This window comes from Embleya sp. NPDC008237 (assembly GCF_042956465.1).
Lineage (GTDB): Bacteria > Actinomycetota > Actinomycetes > Streptomycetales > Streptomycetaceae > Embleya.
The window spans coordinates 588,789-605,184 of the sequence record NZ_JBIBGL010000003.1 but is presented as its reverse complement, the minus strand read 5'-3'; the positions used below and the strand labels follow the sequence as shown (position 1 = coordinate 605,184).

Here is a 16,396-nt window from a genome sequence, read left to right as displayed (position 1 = left end):
TCGTGAGGGACTCCCGGCACGGTCGGCTGGTCCTCGTGCTGCTGCTAGCGATCTCTTTCGCCCTCATCACCGTGGACATTCGCGGTGGCCGGAACTCGCCCATCGCGAACGTCCGCGACTGGGCCTCGGCCGTGTTCGGTCCCGCCGAACGCGGCGTGTCCGCCGCAGTGGACCCCGTCGGTCGGGCCGTGAACGCGGTCAAGGACGCGGGATCCCACGAGGGCGAGAAGAAGCGCCTGCAGGACGAGAACGCCAAGCTTCGTCAACAGGTGGACAACATCGAGTTCGACCGCAATCGGGCGGCCGAGTTGGACAAACTGCTCAAGGTCTCCTCGGCCGGGCAGTACAAGATCAAGCCCGCGCGTGTGGTCGCCATCGGCCCCGCCCAGGGCTTTTCCTGGACGGTCACCATCGACGCGGGCGCGGGCGACGGCATCAAGCCGGACATGACCGTGATCAACGGCGACGGACTGGTCGGCCGGGTGACCCAGGTGGGTCCGATGACCGCGACCGTGCTGCTCGCCACCGACCCCGGATTCGCGGTCGGCACGCGGCTGGCCGGATCGATGGAAATAGGGATCACTTCCGGCCGCGGCGACAAGCCGATGAACCTCAAGCTGCTCAACGGCCAGGCCAACGTCAAGAAGGGCGACCGGCTGGTGACGTTCGGCTCGCAGGGCGGCAAGCCGTTCGTGGCGGGCGTACCGGTGGGCGAGGTCGCCGAGGTGCGCAACACCCCGGGTGAACTCACCCGCAGCGTCGAGGTGAAGTCGTACGTGCACTTCTCCAGGCTGGACACGGTGGGCGTGGTGATCGAGCCGCCGCGCACCGATCCGCGCGACGCGGTGCTGCCGCCGATCGCCCAGGAGGTCGCCACGCCGCCGAGCGCCGCACCGCCGCCGCCCCCGCCCGCGTCCACCGAGCCGCCCAAGGGCGCCTCGGCGGCCAAGCCGCCCGCCGGCGGCACCCGGAGCACCAACGCGAACGCGGCCGACACCGCCGCCGGCGACGGCCGCCGCAAGCCGCCGCCCGGCGGCACGGCCCCACCGACCGGAAGGGACTGAGACGGTGCGGATCTCCCGCGTGTTCTATGCCGCGCTGCTGATCGTCGTCGCGCTCGTCGTCCAGGTGAGCGTGTTCGCGCGGCTCGGTCTGCCCGGCGCGGTGCCGGACCTGCTGCTTCTGGTGGTGGTCGGGCTCGCGCTGACCTACGGGCCGACCTCGGGCTGCGTGATCGGCTTCGCGGCCGGCCTGTGCGCCGACCTCGCGCCGCCCGCGGACCACGCGGCGGGCCGGTACGCGTTCGTGTTGTGCCTGACCGGATACATCGCCGGCCTGTTCGTGCCGCGCAGCCCCAGACGCTCGGTGCTCGCGCCGATCGCCGTGGTGGCATTCGCCGCGGCGGGCACCACGGTGTTGTACGCGGCGGTCGGTGCGCTGGTCGGCGACGGAGCGGTGCGCCAGGTGGGGCTGACCAAGCTGTTGCTGACGGCGGTGGTCTACGACGCGATCCTGGCGCCGTTCGTGGTGCCGTGGGTGATGGCGCTGGCCCGCAAGGTGGATCCGAAACCGATGCTCTCGGGCCTGTCCCGATAGGGGGTGAACGCCCAAGATGCGTAAACGCATGCCGAGTTTGCTCAACGCCGGCCGCTCCAGGGGAGACGGCGCGCACAGCGTGCGCGTGCGGATGGTGATCCTGCAGGTTCTGGTCCTGTCGCTGATGATCACCCTCTTCGGCCGGCTGTGGTACCTGCAGATCCGCGAGGGCGACCACTACGCCGCGGCCGCCTCGCAGAACCAGGTCCGGGACGTGGTGACCCCGGCGGTGCGCGGTCGGATCCTCGACGACAAGGGCCGCCCGCTCGTCAACAACCGCACCGCGCTGGTGGTCTCGGTCAGCCGCACCGAACTGCTGCGGATGCCCGACTCCGGCGCCGGCGTGTTGAGCAGGCTGGCCGACGTGCTGCAACTGCCCGCCGACGAGGTCAAGGCACGCACCCGGCTGTGTGAGCGAAACGTGCCCAAGCCGTGCTGGAACGGCTCGCCGTACCAGCCGATCCCGGTCACCGACAACGCCACCACCGAGCAGGCGCTGACCATCATGGAGCACCGCGAGGACTTCCCCGGGGTGACCGCCGAGCCCACCGCGGTGCGCCAGTATCCGGCACCCGAGGGAGCCAACGCCGCACACGTCGTGGGTTATCTCTCGCCGGTCTCCGACGACGAGTTGAACAAGCAGAAGGCCGAGGGCAGGAAGGACCTCCAGCGGGCGGACGAGGTCGGCCGCAGCGGTCTCGAACGCAGCTACGACGCGGACCTGCGCGGGAAGTCCGGGGTCACCGGACTGTCCGTGGACCACCTCGGACGGGTCACCGGCACCGTCTCGGAGACCCCGCCGGTGCCCGGGAACCACCTGGTGACCAGCATCGACGCGAAGATCCAGGCGATCACCGAGCAGCAGCTCGACGAGGCGATGAAGCGGGCCCGGGCGACCTTCGACGCGGGCAACACGCACAAGAACTTCATCGCCGACGCGGGCGCGGCCGTGGTGATGGACATCAAGACCGGCCGGGTGATCGCGATGGCCAGCGCACCCAGCTACGACCCGTCGGTGTGGGTGGGCGGCATCTCGCCGCAGGACTACCAGGCGCTCACCGACGAGAAGGCCGGCGTGCCGCTGGTGGCCCGGGCCATACAGGGTCAGTTCGCGCCGGGCTCGATCTTCAAGGTGATCTCCACCTCGGCCGCCGCCGAGTCGGGCTACTCCACCAAGGCCAATTACGACTGCTCGCCCAGCATCACGGTCGGCGGCACGACCTTCAACAACCTGGAGTCCAGGGGCTACGGCCCGATCTCGCTCCAGCGCGCCCTGGAGGTCTCCTGCAACACCGTCTTCTACGGCATCGGCTACGACATGTGGCTCAAGGACGGCGGGATCTTCGGGAAGAACCCCAAGGACCCGATGGTCACCATGGCCAAGAACTACGGCCTGGGCGCCCCCACCGGCATCGACCTGCCCGGCGAGTCCGGCGGACGGATCGCCGACCGGGCCTGGAAGAAGCGCAACTGGGAGCAGAACAAGGAAGCGTGGTGCAAGCAGGGCAACACCGGCAACGAGTACGTGGACAAGATCGCCAAGGAGAACTGCGTCGACGGCTGGCAGTTCCGCGCCGGTGACGCGATCAACTTCGCGATCGGCCAGGGCGACACCACGGTCACCCCGTTGCAGATGGCCCGGGTCTACGCGGCGATCGCCAACGGCGGCACGTTGTGGAAGCCGACCCTGGGCAAGGCCGTGATCAGTCCGAGCGGGAAGCTCGTACGCGAGATCCAGCCCCAGGCGGCGGCCAAGTTGCCGATAAGCGACGCCACGATCAAGTACCTGCAGAACGCGCTGATCGGCGTCGAGATGAACGGCACCGCGGCCGGCGTGTTCGCCAACTGGCCCAATGCCCAGATGCCGATAGCGGCCAAGACCGGCACCGGCTCGGTGTACGGCAAGCAGAGCACGTCCTGGTTCGCCACGTACGGCGGTCCCAAGGACGGCCCGCAGTACGCCGTGGTGATGATGGTCAGCCAGGGCGGCACCGGTTCCGGCACCTCGGGCCCGTCCGTGCGCAAGATCTACGAGGCCCTGCTCGGCGTCGACGACAAGGGCGTGATCGACCCGAGCAAGGCGCTGTTGCCCGCCCCGCCCGCGGGGCTGCCACAGGTCAAGGAGGACGGCACCGTCGTGCCCGCCTCCTACGTGCTGCCGCCGCACCCCGGCGGTGGTCAAGGCCCCACCACCACCGCGTTGTCCGCGCCCGGGGCCCTGCCCCCCGAGCGGCCGGCGTACCGGACGGGGAGAGGGACATGAGCCTGAAACTGCGACCCGCCTCGCGGGTGGCCGGATTCGGTACGCCGGATCTGGGCCGACTCGCGCCGGTGTTCACCCCGCGCCGGTCGATCACCCGACAGATCATCCAGCGCGACGCCCCGGTGCGTCGGCTGGACTGGATACTCCTGGGACCCGCGCTCGCGCTGTCGGTGGTGGGTTCGCTGCTGGTGTGGTCCGCGACCCGCAATCGGCGCGGCATCACCGGCGGGGATCCGCAGTTCTTCTTCAAGCGGCACCTGCTCAACCTGGCGATCGGGCTGGTCCTGGCCACCGTGGTGGCGATAATCGGTCACCGTCGGATAAGGGCCTTCGCGCCGTTCGTCGGGATCGCCGCGGTGCTCGGCCTGATGGCCGCGCTCAGTCCGTTGGGCAGCACGATCAACGGTCAGCGGGCCTGGATCCAACTGGGTGCGGGCTTCTCGGTGCAGCCCGCCGAGTTGGCCAAGATCGCGATCATCCTGTGCATGGGCATGATCCTGTCCGAACGGGTGGACACCGGGGATCTGGCCAAGCCGGGCGACAAGGCGGTGTTCTGGGCGCTCGTGGTGGCCGCCGTGCCGATGGCGGTGATCATGCTGATGCCCGACCTCGGCTCGGTCATGGTGCTGGCGATGATCGTGCTCGGCGTGTTGCTGGCGTCCGGCGCCCGGGCGCGGTGGATGGTCGCGCTGATCGCGATGGCCGCCGCCGGTGCGGTCGCGGTCGTACACCTCGGGCTGCTCAGCGAATACCAGATCGACCGGTTCCGGGCCTTCGCCGACCCGAACTTCGACCCGGGCGGCGTCGGCTACAACACCGCGATGGCCCGACTGGCGATCGGCTCGGGCGGGCTCATGGGCAAGGGTTTGTTCCACGGCGAGCAGACCAGCGGCCAGTACGTGCCCGAACAGCAGACCGACTTCGTCTTCTCGGTGGCCGGCGAGGAGTTGGGCTTCATCGGCTGCTGCGTGGTCATCGCGCTGTTCGGGATACTGCTGTGGCGCGGGATCCGGATCGCGCTGCACGCCGACGACCTGTACGGCACGATCGTCGCGGCGGGCGTGGTCGCGTGGTTCGCCTTCCAGGCCTTCGAGAACATCGGGATGAACCTGGGCATCATGCCGGTGGCCGGACTGCCGCTGCCGTTCGTCTCCTACGGCGGCTCCTCGATGTTCGCGATCTGGATGGGGATAGGGCTGTTGCAGTCGGTGCACATGCGCCATGCCGGCGCCTTCAAGTCCGCCTGATCGCGGTCGCGACCGCGCCCGACCGACCCGTGCGTCCGCCGGGCGCACCCGGCGGATCCCCGTGGCACCGACACCGGACCACCCCCGCGGGCGGGCTTCCACCGAGGATCTCGGTAGGGGGTCCGCCCGCTTCGCGTTAGGCTGGGAGGTCGATCCCCCTCCCAGCCCATCGGAAGGACCGCCATGCCCGTCGAGTCCCTGTTCCCGCGTCTGGAGCCGCTTTTGCCCCAGGTGCAGAAGCCCATCCAGTACGTCGGTGGCGAACTCAACTCGACCGTCAAGGACTGGGACGCGTGTGCGGTCCGCTGGGCGCTGATGTACCCGGACGCCTACGAGGTCGGTCTGCCCAACCAGGGCGTGATGATCCTGTACGAGGTCCTCAACGAGGTCGCCGACGTGCTCGCGGAGCGCACCTACGCGGTGTGGGGCGACCTGGAAAAGCTGATGCGCGAGCACGACGTGCCGCAGTTCACCGTGGACGGACACCGGCCCGTCGGTGCGTTCGACGTGTTCGGGCTGAGCTTCTCCACCGAGCTGGGCTACACGAACATGCTCAACGCGCTCGACCTGGCCGGCATCCCGATCGAGGCCGCGGATCGCACCGAGGACCACCCGATCGTGCTCGCCGGCGGACACGCCGCGTTCAACCCCGAGCCGATCGCGGACTTCATCGACTGCGCCGTGGTCGGCGACGGCGAGCAGGCCGTGCTCCAGATCACCGACATCATCCGGGCCTGGAAGGCCGAGGGCCGGCCGGGCGGTCGGGACGAACTGCTCTTCCGCCTCGCCGTCACCGGCAACGTCTACGTGCCGCGCTTCTACGACGTGGACTACCTCGACGACGGGCGCATCCAGCGGGTCGCGCCGAACCGCTCGGGCGTGCCGTGGCGGGTGTCCAAGCACACCGTGATGGACCTGGACGAGTGGCCCTACCCCAAGCAGCCGCTGGTCCCGCTCGCCGAGACGGTGCACGAGCGCATGTCGGTGGAGATCTTCCGCGGCTGCACCCGTGGTTGCCGGTTCTGCCAGGCCGGCATGATCACCCGGCCGGTCCGCGAGCGCAGCATCAAGGGCATCGGCGAGATGGTCGACAAGGGCCTGAAGGCGACCGGCTTCGAGGAGGTCGGCCTGCTGTCGTTGTCCTCCGCCGACCACACCGAGATCGCCGAGGTGGCCAAGGGCCTCGCGGACCGGTACACGGACGACAAGATCGGCCTGTCGCTGCCCTCCACCCGGGTGGACGCGTTCAACATCGACCTGGCCAACGAGCTGACCCGCAACGGTCGTCGCTCGGGGCTGACCTTCGCGCCCGAGGGCGGCAGCGAGCGGCTGCGCAAGGTGATCAACAAGATGGTGTCCGAGGAGGACCTCATCCGCACGGTCGCCACCGCGTACGGCAACGGCTGGCGGCAGGTGAAGCTCTACTTCATGGTCGGCCTGCCCACCGAGACCGACGAGGACGTGCTCCAGATCGCGGACATGGCCAAGAAGGTCATCCAGAAGGGCCGCGAGGTCTCCGGGAGCCGCGACATCCGGTGCACGGTGTCCATCGGCGGTTTCGTGCCCAAGCCGCACACCCCCTTCCAGTGGGCGCCGCAACTGGATCCCGCGGCCACCGACGCGCGGCTGCACAAGCTGCGCGACGCGATCCGCGCGGACCGGCAGTACGGCAAGTCGATCGGCTTCCGCTACCACGACGGCAAGCCGGGCGCGATCGAGGGCCTGCTCTCCCGCGGCGACCGGCGGGTCGGTCGGATCATCCGCGCGGTCTGGGAGGACGGCGGCCGATTCGACGGCTGGAGCGAGCACTTCAGCTACGACCGCTGGGTGCGCTGCGCGGAGAAGGCGCTGGCCGACGAGCCGGTGGACCTGAACTGGTACACCACGCGCGAGCGCGAGTGGAACGAGGTGCTCCCGTGGGACCACCTCGACTCCGGCCTGGACAAGGACTGGTTGTGGGAGGACTGGCAGGACGCGCTCGACGAGACCGAGGTCGACGACTGCCGCTGGAGCCCGTGCTTCGACTGCGGTGTTTGCCCGCAAATGGGAACCGAGATCCAGATCGGCCCGACGGGACAGAAGTTGTTGCCGCTGAGCGTCGTCAAGTAGTCGGATAATCACGCAAAGCAGCATCCGTGGTCCCGCTCCCTCTCCGGGGGCGGGGCCACTAATCTGCCCGGGTGAATGCAAACGGGGACCAACCGGATCGGGTGCCGTGGACACCATCGACCCACAACAACCCACCGGGCGCGCCCGAGCCGCCCGGATGGCAGCAGCACGCCGAACACGCGTACCCACCGCGCACCGGCGCCGGTCCCGAACCGGGTGAGGGCTGCCTGTACGCGGTGGTCCGCTGGCCCGCCCGGATCATCGCGCTGATCGTCGTGGTGCCGCTGCGCCTGTTGTGGGAGCTGCTGCGACTGATCGGCAGGGGGATCAAATTCCTGTTCTGGGACTGGTTCCTGCGCCCGATTCTCAAGGGCCTGAAGATCCTGCTGTGGGACTGGTTCCTGTACCCGGTGCTGCGCTTCGTCGGCCGCTACATCCTGGTTCCTATCGGCAACGCCATCGCGTGGGTGGTCGTCCACGTGATCGTGCGACCGCTCGCCTTCGTGTTCCGGCACCTCCTGTACAAACCCGCGGTGCTGCTGTGGCGATACGTGCTGCGTCCGGTCGGACGCGCGACGCTCCAGGCGCTGCGGTTCGCGTGGGAAGTGTCCACCGCCGTCTTCAACTTCCTGATCGTGCGGCCGCTGTCCTGGCTGTGGCGGGCCGTGCTGGTGCCGATCGGTCGCGGCATCGCGGTGGTCTGGCACCACCTGGTCGTGCTGCCGGTGTCCTGGGCCTGGCGCAACGTGCTCGCGCCGATCGGCAGGGCGATCCGCGCCGTCTGGCGATTCGTGGTCGTGGCCCCGCTGCGCTGGGTCGGCCGCCACGTGCTCCGGCCGATCGGTCGGGCCACCGCGGAGGTGCTGCGAGCGCTCGGAATCGGGGGGCGCTGACCCGACCCGTGCGATGGCCGTAGGCTTGGATCGACTTCTGCCCACCCACTTGAGCCAAGGACTGAGCGAAACTGGCACGACGTACGCCCGAGGGACCGCCGCCCGCGCCGACGGTCCAGCGACTGCGCCTCCGGTACACCAAGCGCGGCCGCCTCCGGTTCACCAGCCACCGGGATTTCCAGCGCGCGTTCGAGCGGGCCCTGCGTCGGGCGGAAGTGCCGATGGCCTACTCCGCCGGTTTCACCCCCCACCCCAAGGTGTCCTACGCGGGAGCGGCGCCCACCGGCGTCGCCAGCGAGGCCGAGTATCTCGAGATCGGCGTGGCCACGCACTGTGACCCGGCGCGTCTGCGAGACCTGCTCGACGCGTCCCTGCCGACCGGTCTCGACGTGCTCGAGATCGTCGAGGCACACGGCGGCAACCTGCCCGAACGCCTGGAGGCGTCGGTCTGGGAGCTGGTCCTCGCGGGCGTCACCCGCGAGGAGGCCGAGCGCGCGGTCGGCGTGTTCCTGGCCGCCGAGGCCGTCGAGGTGCAGCGGATGAGCAAGAACGGAATGCGTACATTCGACGCCCGTGAGGCGGTGATCGCGCTGACCGTCACCACCCCCGACGGGAACGACGCAGGTCACCAGGGTGTCGATGCGGGTAGTGCCGCACCCTGTGCGATACTGCGACTGGTTGTCCGGCACACCACACCCGCCGTTCGACCCGACGACGTTCTGTCCGGTCTTCGCTCGGTCGCCGAACTTGTTACGCCCACCGCCGCCGCGGTCACCCGCCTGGCGCAGGGGCCGCTCGACACCGCGACCGATTCGGTGACCGACCCGCTCGCGCCCGACCGCGCAGCATCGGCGGTGGAGCACACCTCGCAGGGGGGCGAGGAACTCCGGACCGGCCCGCAGGGCGGTGCAGAACCCGTCGTCGAAGCCTCGAATCGGTGACGACCGGGTACACGAGGCCCAAGGCTTGAATTTCCGACAGACTTATCGCCCGGATCACGGCCGCAAGGTCGGGACCGGCGAGTGAGAGAGAAGCTTCCGCGCGGCGCCCTGCGTTGGAGCGCCCGGAAGCGTGACGGGAGACAGACCCGCATGCTCGACACCGAGCCCAACGACACGCCTGAGACATCAGGTACACCCGGGGTTGTGAACTCCGGTACTTCCGACAACGACAACAGCACGAAGGACGACACGGCCACGACGCCGGCCCCGCGCCGCCGCCGCGCCGCCAGTCGCCCCGCAGGACCGCCGAGCGTGCCCTCTGCCGAGGCCGCGCCGGTTCAGGCTGCCGTGACACCCGAGGTTCCCGCGCCCTCCGACGAGGAGGAGCCGGAGGCCGAGGAGGCCGCAGTGGCCGAGACCACCCCCGAGCCCCAGCCCGAGCCGGAGGCCCCGCGACGTGCGCGGCGCACCCGCAAGCGGGTGACCGCGCCGGTCACCGACACGGCCGAGGTCGCGTCCGCACCGGTGGAGGCTGCCGAGCCCGCACCGGTGGCGGCCGAGCCCGAGCCGGAGCCGGAGGAGGCGCCCCGGCGCGTCCGGCGCACCCGCAAGCGGGCGGCGGTCGCTCCCGAGGCAACCCCGGACGAGGTCGTGCCCGAGCCTGCCGCCACGTCGGCGCAGGCCGAGCCGGCGCAGCCGGAGACCGAGGCCGAGCCGGCCGAGGAGGCCCCGCGACGGACCCGGCGTACCCGCAAGCGTGCGGTGCCCGTCGAGGTGACCGAGGAGACCCCGATCGCCGAGGCCGAGCCGGTCGTTCCGCCCGAGCCGGAGCCGGAGGCTGTCCCCGAGCCGCGGGGCAGGGGTGGCCGCAAGACGCCGCCGCCGGTGTTCCAGCCGCTGTTCCAGGCTCCGCAGGCGGCCGTCTTCGCCGCGCCCCAGCGCGCGGCCGAGCCGACCCCCGCCCCGGCGCCGGCCGTCGCCGAGCCCGAGCCGGAGGCCCGGACCGAGTCCGACGAGCCGCGTGGTCGGCGTCGCCGCCGGCGCGCGCTGCCGGTGGACGAGGTGCACACGGCCGCCGAGGCCGAGCCGCAGGACTCGCGCTACCAGGACGAGCAGGAGCGGCACGTGGACCGCTCGGTCGCCGCGACCGAGCAGCCCGAGCCGACGGAGGAGCCGGAGGGCTCCGAGGCGCACGAGGACGACACCGAGGGCGAGCGCCCGACCCGGCGTCGTCGGCGCGGTGGCCGTCGGCGTCGCGGCCGCGGTGACGACGGTGCCGAGGACAACGGCTCCGACGAGGACGGCGAGCAGCAGGCCGAAGGCGTCGGCGACGGTCCCGACGACGACGAGGACACCGACGAGCCGGGCGACGCCGGGGCGACCACCAGCAGCCGGCGCCGGCGTCGGCGGCGGCGCCGTGACGGTGCGGGCGACGAGCCGGCGGCCGAGCCGCAGGACGACCCCGAGCGCACCGTGGTCAAGGTCCGCGAGCCGCGCAAGCGCGAGGCGCTCGCGGAAAGCCCGACCGACGAGGTCCAGGGCGTCAAGGGCTCGACCCGCCTGGAGGCCAAGAAGCAGCGCCGCCGCGAGGGGCGCGAGCAGGGCCGGCGTCGGGTGCCGATCATCACCGAGTCGGAGTTCCTGGCCCGCCGCGAGGCGGTCGAGCGGGTGATGGTGGTGCGCCAGAACGGCGAGCGCACCCAGATCGGCGTGCTCGAGGACGACGTGCTCGTCGAGCACTACGTCAGCCGCAGCCAGGACAACCAGTCCGCGTACGTCGGCAACGTCTACCTGGGCAAGGTCCAGAACGTGCTGCCGTCGATGGAGGCCGCCTTCGTCGACATCGGCAAGGGCCGCAACGCGGTGCTGTACGCCGGCGAGGTCAACTTCGAGGCGGCGGGCTTCAGCGGCCCGCGCCGGATCGAGGCCGTGCTCAAGCCCGGCCAGTCGGTCCTGGTGCAGGTCACCAAGGACCCGATCGGCCACAAGGGCGCCCGGCTGACCAGCCAGGTGTCGCTGCCCGGTCGTTACCTGGTCTACGTGCCCGAGGGCACCATGACCGGCATCAGCCGCAAGCTCCCGGACACCGAGCGGGCGCGGCTGAAGACCATCCTCAAGAAGATCGTGCCGGAGAACGCGGGCGTCATCGTGCGCACCGCCGCCGAGGGCGCGACCGAGGAGGACCTGACCCGCGACGTGACGCGGCTGCAGGCCCAGTGGGAAGAGATCAAGAAGAAGTCCAAGATGATCACGACCAGTTCGCCCTCGCTGCTGTACGGCGAGCCGGACATGACGGTTCGGGTCATCCGCGACATCTTCAACGAGGACTTCTCGAAGCTGATCGTCTCGGGCGACGAGGCGTGGGACGTCATCCACGACTACGTCGGCCACGTGGCCCCCGACCTGGCCCCGCGCCTGTCCCGGTGGACCAGCGAGGTGGACGTCTTCGCGACGTACCGCATCGACGAGCAGCTGATGAAGGCGTTGGACCGCAAGGTCTGGCTGCCCAGTGGCGGCTCGCTGGTGATCGACCGCACCGAGGCGATGGTCGTGGTCGACGTCAACACCGGGAAGTTCACCGGTCAGGGCGGCAACCTCGAGGAGACCGTCACCCGCAACAACCTGGAGGCGGCCGAGGAGATCGTGCGCCAGCTCCGGCTGCGCGACCTCGGCGGGATCATCGTCGTCGACTTCATCGACATGGTCCTGGAGGGCAACCGCGACCTCGTGCTGCGGCGCCTGATGGAGTGCCTGGGCCGGGACCGGACCAAGCACCAGGTCGCCGAGGTCACCTCGCTCGGCCTGGTCCAGATGACCCGCAAGCGGGTCGGCCAGGGTCTGCTCGAAGCCTTCTCGGAGAACTGCGAGCGGTGCAACGGGCGCGGCGTGATCGTGCACATGGACGCGCCGGAGACCAAGGGCCACGGCAACGGCGGCCACATCCACGGCGGCAACGGCAACGGAGCCCCCGCGGGTTCCGGGCGGCGCAAGCGCAACAAGGGCAACGCCGACAAGAACGGCAGCGGTCCGATCACCGAGATCGTCGACACCGACGAGACGGTGGAGCTGGACGGGCCGGAGCTCGAAGACGTCGCGGTGGACACCGAGCTGCCCGAGGTCGCCGCCCTCGGCTCGGTCGAGCCGGTCGAGGTCGCCGAGGCGATCGAGACCGTGGAGGCCGTGGAGGTCGCCGTCGAGCCCGAGCCGGCCCCGCCGGTCGAGGCCGAGGTGACCACCGAGGCACCGGCCGAGGAGACCCCGGCGGAGCCGGTGGTCGAGGCCGAGCCGGAGGAGGCCGTCGAGGAGGCCCCGGCGCCGGCCAAGCGGGTACGCAAGGCCGCCGCCAAGAAGACGGTCGCCAAGAAGGCCGCGGCCAAGACCGCACCGGCGAAGAAGACCGCCGCCGCCAAGACGCCGCGGAAGTCGGCCAAGAAGATCGCCGCCGAGGCGGCCGAGGCAGCGGCGGCGAGCGAGGTACCGGCCGAGCAGCCGGCAGCCGAGCCGACGCCGGAACCGGCCCCGAAGGCGGCCGGGTCGACCCGGGCGGGCAGGACCGCGGCCAAGGCCAAGGCCGCCGCCGAGGCCCCGGCCGAGGCGGAAGCCGAGCCGGCCAAGCCCGCCAAGGCAGCCGCCAAGCCGCGCAAGACGTCGCGGCGGGCGACCCGGCCCGCCGGTCCGCCGGAGGGCGCCGTGGACGGCGCCGAGCCGGTTTCGGCGGCGAGCGGAACCTGAGTCACCACGGGTCCGTCCCGGGTTCAAACCCCCGGGACGGACCCGTTTGGCCTTCGCCCCCGGGGATCCTGTAACCTTTGCCCTTGGTGTGCTTAGGCACAGGCTCCTGAGCAACCACCCTCCGGAACGCAAGCTTCGGAGGAGGCCCCCGATTTCTGTTCGGTGTGGCTGGCTTCAGGGGCTCGGACCCTGCAGAGAGAGAGATCCACGGTGTACGCGATCGTTCGCGCCGGTGGCAGGCAGCACAAGGTTGCCGTCGGTGACGTCGTCCAGGTCGACCGCATTCGCGGTGCGGCCGGTTCGGCAGTTGAGCTCCAGGCCATCCTCGTCGTAGACGGTGAAGCCGTGACGAGTGACCCGTGGGTCCTCGCGGGTGTGAAGGTGACGGCCGAGGTCGTCGATCACACCAAGGGCAAGAAGATCGACATTCTGAAGTACAAGAACAAGACCGGTTACCGCAAGCGCATGGGTCACCGCCAGCAGCACACCCAGCTGAAGATCACCGGCATCAACTCCGGGAAGTAGGGAGAAGCGACATGGCACACAAGAAGGGTGCATCTTCCACCCGGAACGGCCGTGACTCGAACGCTCAGCGCCTCGGCGTCAAGCGCTTCGGCGGCCAGGTCGTCAACGCCGGCGAGATCATCGTCCGCCAGCGGGGCACGCACTTCCACCCCGGCACCAACGTCGGCCGCGGTGGCGACGACACGCTGTTCGCGCTGTCGGCCGGTGCCGTGCAGTTCGGCACCGCGCGCGGTCGCCGCGTCGTGAACATCGTCCCGGCGGAATAATCACGCCGCGGCATTCGCTTTGACACCCGAGGGCGGACCCCATGCGGTCCGCCCTCGGGTGTTTGTCCACAGTGTTTCGCTCCCCGCTCGGGGAGCCGAGGAGGAATCCACGTGACGACCTTCGTCGACCGCGTCGTGCTGCATGTCGCGGCGGGTAACGGGGGCCACGGCGTGGCCTCCGTCCACCGTGAGAAGTTCAAGCCGCTCGGCGGCCCCGACGGTGGCAACGGCGGTCGGGGCGGCGACGTCACGCTGGTCGTGGACGCCAACACCACCACGCTGCTCGAATACCACCACCACCCGCACCGCAAGGCCACCAACGGCAAGCCCGGCGCGGGCGCCAACCGGACCGGCCCCAACGGCGCGGACGTGATCCTCCCGGTGCCGGACGGCACGGTGGTCAAGCGACTGCTGCCCAACGGCGACGAGGAATTCGTCGAGGACCTGGTCGGCAACGGCGCCAGCTACGTGATCGCCCAGGGCGGTCGCGGCGGCCTCGGCAACGCGGCACTGGCCTCCCCGCGCCGCAAGGCCCCCGGCTTCGCGCTGCTCGGCGAGCCCGGCGAGGCCGGCGACTTCGTCCTGGAACTCAAGACCGTCGCGGACGTCGCGCTCGTGGGCTATCCGAGCGCCGGCAAGTCCTCGCTGATCGCCACGCTCAGCGCCGCGCGGCCCAAGATCGCCGACTACCCCTTCACCACGCTGGTGCCGAACCTGGGCGTGGTCACCGCCGGCGACGTGGTCTACACCGTCGCCGACGTGCCCGGGCTGATTCCCGGCGCGAGCGAGGGCAAGGGCCTGGGCCTGGAGTTCCTGCGGCACGTCGAGCGCTGCAAGGCGCTCGTGCACGTGCTCGACTGCGCGACGCTGGAGCCCGGCCGCGACCCGATCAGCGACCTGGACACGATCGAGGCCGAGCTGAAGGCGTACGGCGGCTTGGAGGACCGGCCGCGGATGGTCGCGCTGAACAAGATCGACGTGCCGGACGGCAACGACCTGGCCGACATGGTCAAGGCCGAATTGGAGGCGCGCGGGCTCCAGGTGTTCGCGGTCTCCGCGGTCAGCCGGGCCGGCCTGCGCGAGTTGTCCTTCGCGATGGCCGCCCAGGTGCAGGGTGCGCGCGACGCCGCGCCGGCGCCCGAGGCGACCCGGATCGTGCTGCGGCCGACCGCCGTGGACGACAGCGGCTTCACCGTCACCCGGCGCGACGAGGCGTTCATCGTGCGCGGGACCAAGCCCGAACGCTGGGTGCGCCAGACCGACTTCAGCAACGACGAGGCGGTGGGCTACCTGGCCGACCGGCTCGCCCGGCTCGGCGTCGAGGAGGCGCTGTGGTCGGCCGGCGCCGTTCCCGGGGCCGAGGTCGTCATCGGCGACGACGTCAACGGTGTGGTCTTCGACTGGGAGCCCACCGTGGCGGCCGGCGCCGAGATGCTGGGTCGCCGCGGCGAGGACCACCGTCTGCAGACGCACCGCCCGGCGGTGGACCGCCGACGCGAGCGCGACGCGATCGAGTCGCAGTACGAGGAGTTCGACCCCTTCTCGGACTCCTGACCGACGGGTGCCGCGCGCACGACGGTGATTCCCGACGTTTTTGGGTGACTCCGGATGCTTTCGAGCGCCGGATGCTTTTCGAACAGGGAAGGCGGGGCCTGAAGTGCTCACTGGGGACGACGCGGCGCGCGAGGACGTGACCTCCGCGCGCCGCATCGTGGTCAAGGTCGGTTCGTCCTCGTTGACGACCGCGCAGGGGGGCCTCGACGCGGACCGCGTCGACGCCCTCGTGGACGTGATAGCGGCCAAGCGGGCCGAGGGGGTCCAGGTCGTACTGGTCTCCTCCGGTGCGATCGCCGCCGGGCTGGCCCCGCTGGGCCTGCCGCGCCGACCGCGTGACCTGGCCACCCAGCAGGCCGCGGCGAGCGTGGGCCAGGGGCTGCTGGTGGCCCGCTACACCGCGTCGTTCGCCCGGTACGGCCTGCGGGTCGGCCAGGTGCTGCTGACCGTGGACGACGTCACCCGCCGCGCGCACTACCGCAACGCCTACAACACGCTGGACAAGCTGCTCGCGATGGGCGCGGTGCCGGTGGTCAACGAGAACGACACGGTGGCCACCGAGGAGATCCGGTTCGGCGACAACGACCGGCTCGCCGCGCTGGTCGCGCACGTCGTGCACGCCGATCTGCTCGTGCTGCTGTCCGATGTGGACGGGCTCTACAACGGCGACCCGGCGAAGCCGAGTTCGGCCCGGGTCCCGTTCGTGGCCGGACCGCAGGATCTCGAAGGCATCGAGATCGGCAAGGCGGGCAAGGCCGGCCTGGGTACCGGCGGCATGGTCACCAAGGTCGAGGCGGCGGGCATCGCGACCTCGGCGGGCATCCCCGTGGTGCTCACCGCGGCCCGCTTCGCGTCCGACGCGCTGGCCGGCAAGGACACCGGAACCCTCTTCCACCGCACCGGAGTTCGCACCGCCGACCGACTCCTGTGGCTGGCCCACGCAAGCACCGCACGCGGTCGGCTCACGCTGGATCCGGGCGCGGTCCGGGCCGTGGTCGAGCGACACAGCTCGCTGCTGCCCGCCGGGATCACCGGTGTCCAGGGCGGTTTCGTCGCCGGCGATCCGGTGGACCTGGTTGACGAAAACGGTCACATCGTGGCCCGCGGACTGGTCAACTTTGATGCGAAGGAACTGCCGGGCCTGTTCGGGCGATCGACTCGAGAGTTGGCTCGGGAGTTGGGTCCGGCCTACGAGCGCGAGGTCGTCCACCGCGACGACCTGGTGCTGCTGCGCCGCTGAGCGACGACCACCGAAGATCAGCAGCTCGCC

At 70.7% G+C, this 16,396-nt stretch carries 11 protein-coding genes and 1 pseudogene; all 12 read left to right on the top strand.

Annotated elements, in window-relative coordinates:
• The first annotated feature begins 2 nt into the window (after window positions 1-2).
• Window positions 3-1,064 (top strand): rod shape-determining protein MreC, encoded by a 1,062-nt coding sequence (gene mreC / locus ACFZBU_RS09555; protein WP_391582900.1) that lies wholly within the window; start codon window positions 3-5, stop codon window positions 1,062-1,064.
• A 4-nt stretch (window positions 1,065-1,068) separates the two neighbouring features.
• A pseudogene (gene mreD / locus ACFZBU_RS09550) lies at window positions 1,069-1,575 on the top strand (rod shape-determining protein MreD); the annotation flags it as partial.
• 49 nt (window positions 1,576-1,624) lie between these two features.
• The gene (gene mrdA / locus ACFZBU_RS09545; RefSeq protein WP_391582899.1) at window positions 1,625-3,859 is read left to right on the top strand and encodes a penicillin-binding protein 2; all 2,235 of its coding nucleotides are present in this window, start codon (window positions 1,625-1,627) and stop codon (window positions 3,857-3,859) included.
• A complete protein-coding gene (rodA, locus tag ACFZBU_RS09540; RefSeq protein WP_391582898.1) occupies window positions 3,856-5,106 on the top strand; it encodes a rod shape-determining protein RodA in 1,251 nt (416 codons plus the stop codon). The genes mrdA and rodA overlap by 4 nt, the downstream gene beginning before the upstream one ends.
• 183 nt (window positions 5,107-5,289) lie before the next feature.
• Window positions 5,290-7,215 (top strand): TIGR03960 family B12-binding radical SAM protein, encoded by a 1,926-nt coding sequence (locus tag ACFZBU_RS09535; RefSeq protein WP_391582897.1) that lies wholly within the window; start codon window positions 5,290-5,292, stop codon window positions 7,213-7,215.
• 71 nt (window positions 7,216-7,286) lie between these two features.
• Window positions 7,287-8,108, top strand: a complete 822-nt coding sequence (locus ACFZBU_RS09530; RefSeq protein WP_391582896.1) for a hypothetical protein — start codon at window positions 7,287-7,289, stop codon at window positions 8,106-8,108.
• Between the two features lie 71 nt (window positions 8,109-8,179).
• Window positions 8,180-9,049: a TIGR03936 family radical SAM-associated protein gene (locus ACFZBU_RS09525; RefSeq protein ID WP_391583081.1), complete on the top strand. Its 870-nt coding sequence runs from the start codon at window positions 8,180-8,182 to the stop codon at window positions 9,047-9,049.
• Between the two features lie 150 nt (window positions 9,050-9,199).
• Window positions 9,200-12,781, top strand: coding sequence for an Rne/Rng family ribonuclease (locus tag ACFZBU_RS09520; protein ID WP_391582895.1), 3,582 nt, complete (start codon window positions 9,200-9,202; stop codon window positions 12,779-12,781).
• A gap of 210 nt (window positions 12,782-12,991) precedes the next feature.
• On the top strand, window positions 12,992-13,306 hold the full coding sequence (gene rplU / locus ACFZBU_RS09515; protein WP_026218258.1) for a 50S ribosomal protein L21: 315 nt from the start codon (window positions 12,992-12,994) through the stop codon (window positions 13,304-13,306).
• An 11-nt stretch (window positions 13,307-13,317) separates the two neighbouring features.
• Complete coding sequence (rpmA, locus tag ACFZBU_RS09510; protein ID WP_020550744.1) at window positions 13,318-13,572, top strand: 50S ribosomal protein L27; 255 nt, start codon at window positions 13,318-13,320, stop codon at window positions 13,570-13,572.
• Between the two features lie 111 nt (window positions 13,573-13,683).
• Complete coding sequence (gene obgE, locus ACFZBU_RS09505) at window positions 13,684-15,126, top strand: GTPase ObgE (protein WP_391582894.1); 1,443 nt, start codon at window positions 13,684-13,686, stop codon at window positions 15,124-15,126.
• Window positions 15,127-15,262: 136 nt separating this feature from the next.
• A complete protein-coding gene (gene proB / locus ACFZBU_RS09500; RefSeq protein WP_391583080.1) occupies window positions 15,263-16,366 on the top strand; it encodes a glutamate 5-kinase in 1,104 nt (367 codons plus the stop codon).
• Window positions 16,367-16,396 lie beyond the last annotated feature (30 nt).

Excerpts from the sequence above, each read along its gene's own strand:
- mrdA (WP_391582899.1), top strand. The coding sequence starts at position 1,625 with ATGCCGAGTTTGCTCAACGCCGGCCGCTCCAGGGGAGACGGCGCGCAC.
- ACFZBU_RS09535 (WP_391582897.1), top strand. The coding sequence starts at position 5,290 with ATGCCCGTCGAGTCCCTGTTCCCGCGTCTGGAGCCGCTTTTGCCCCAG.
- rodA (WP_391582898.1), top strand. The coding sequence starts at position 3,856 with ATGAGCCTGAAACTGCGACCCGCCTCGCGGGTGGCCGGATTCGGTACG.
- rpmA (WP_020550744.1), top strand. The coding sequence starts at position 13,318 with ATGGCACACAAGAAGGGTGCATCTTCCACCCGGAACGGCCGTGACTCG.
- ACFZBU_RS09520 (WP_391582895.1), top strand. The coding sequence starts at position 9,200 with ATGCTCGACACCGAGCCCAACGACACGCCTGAGACATCAGGTACACCC.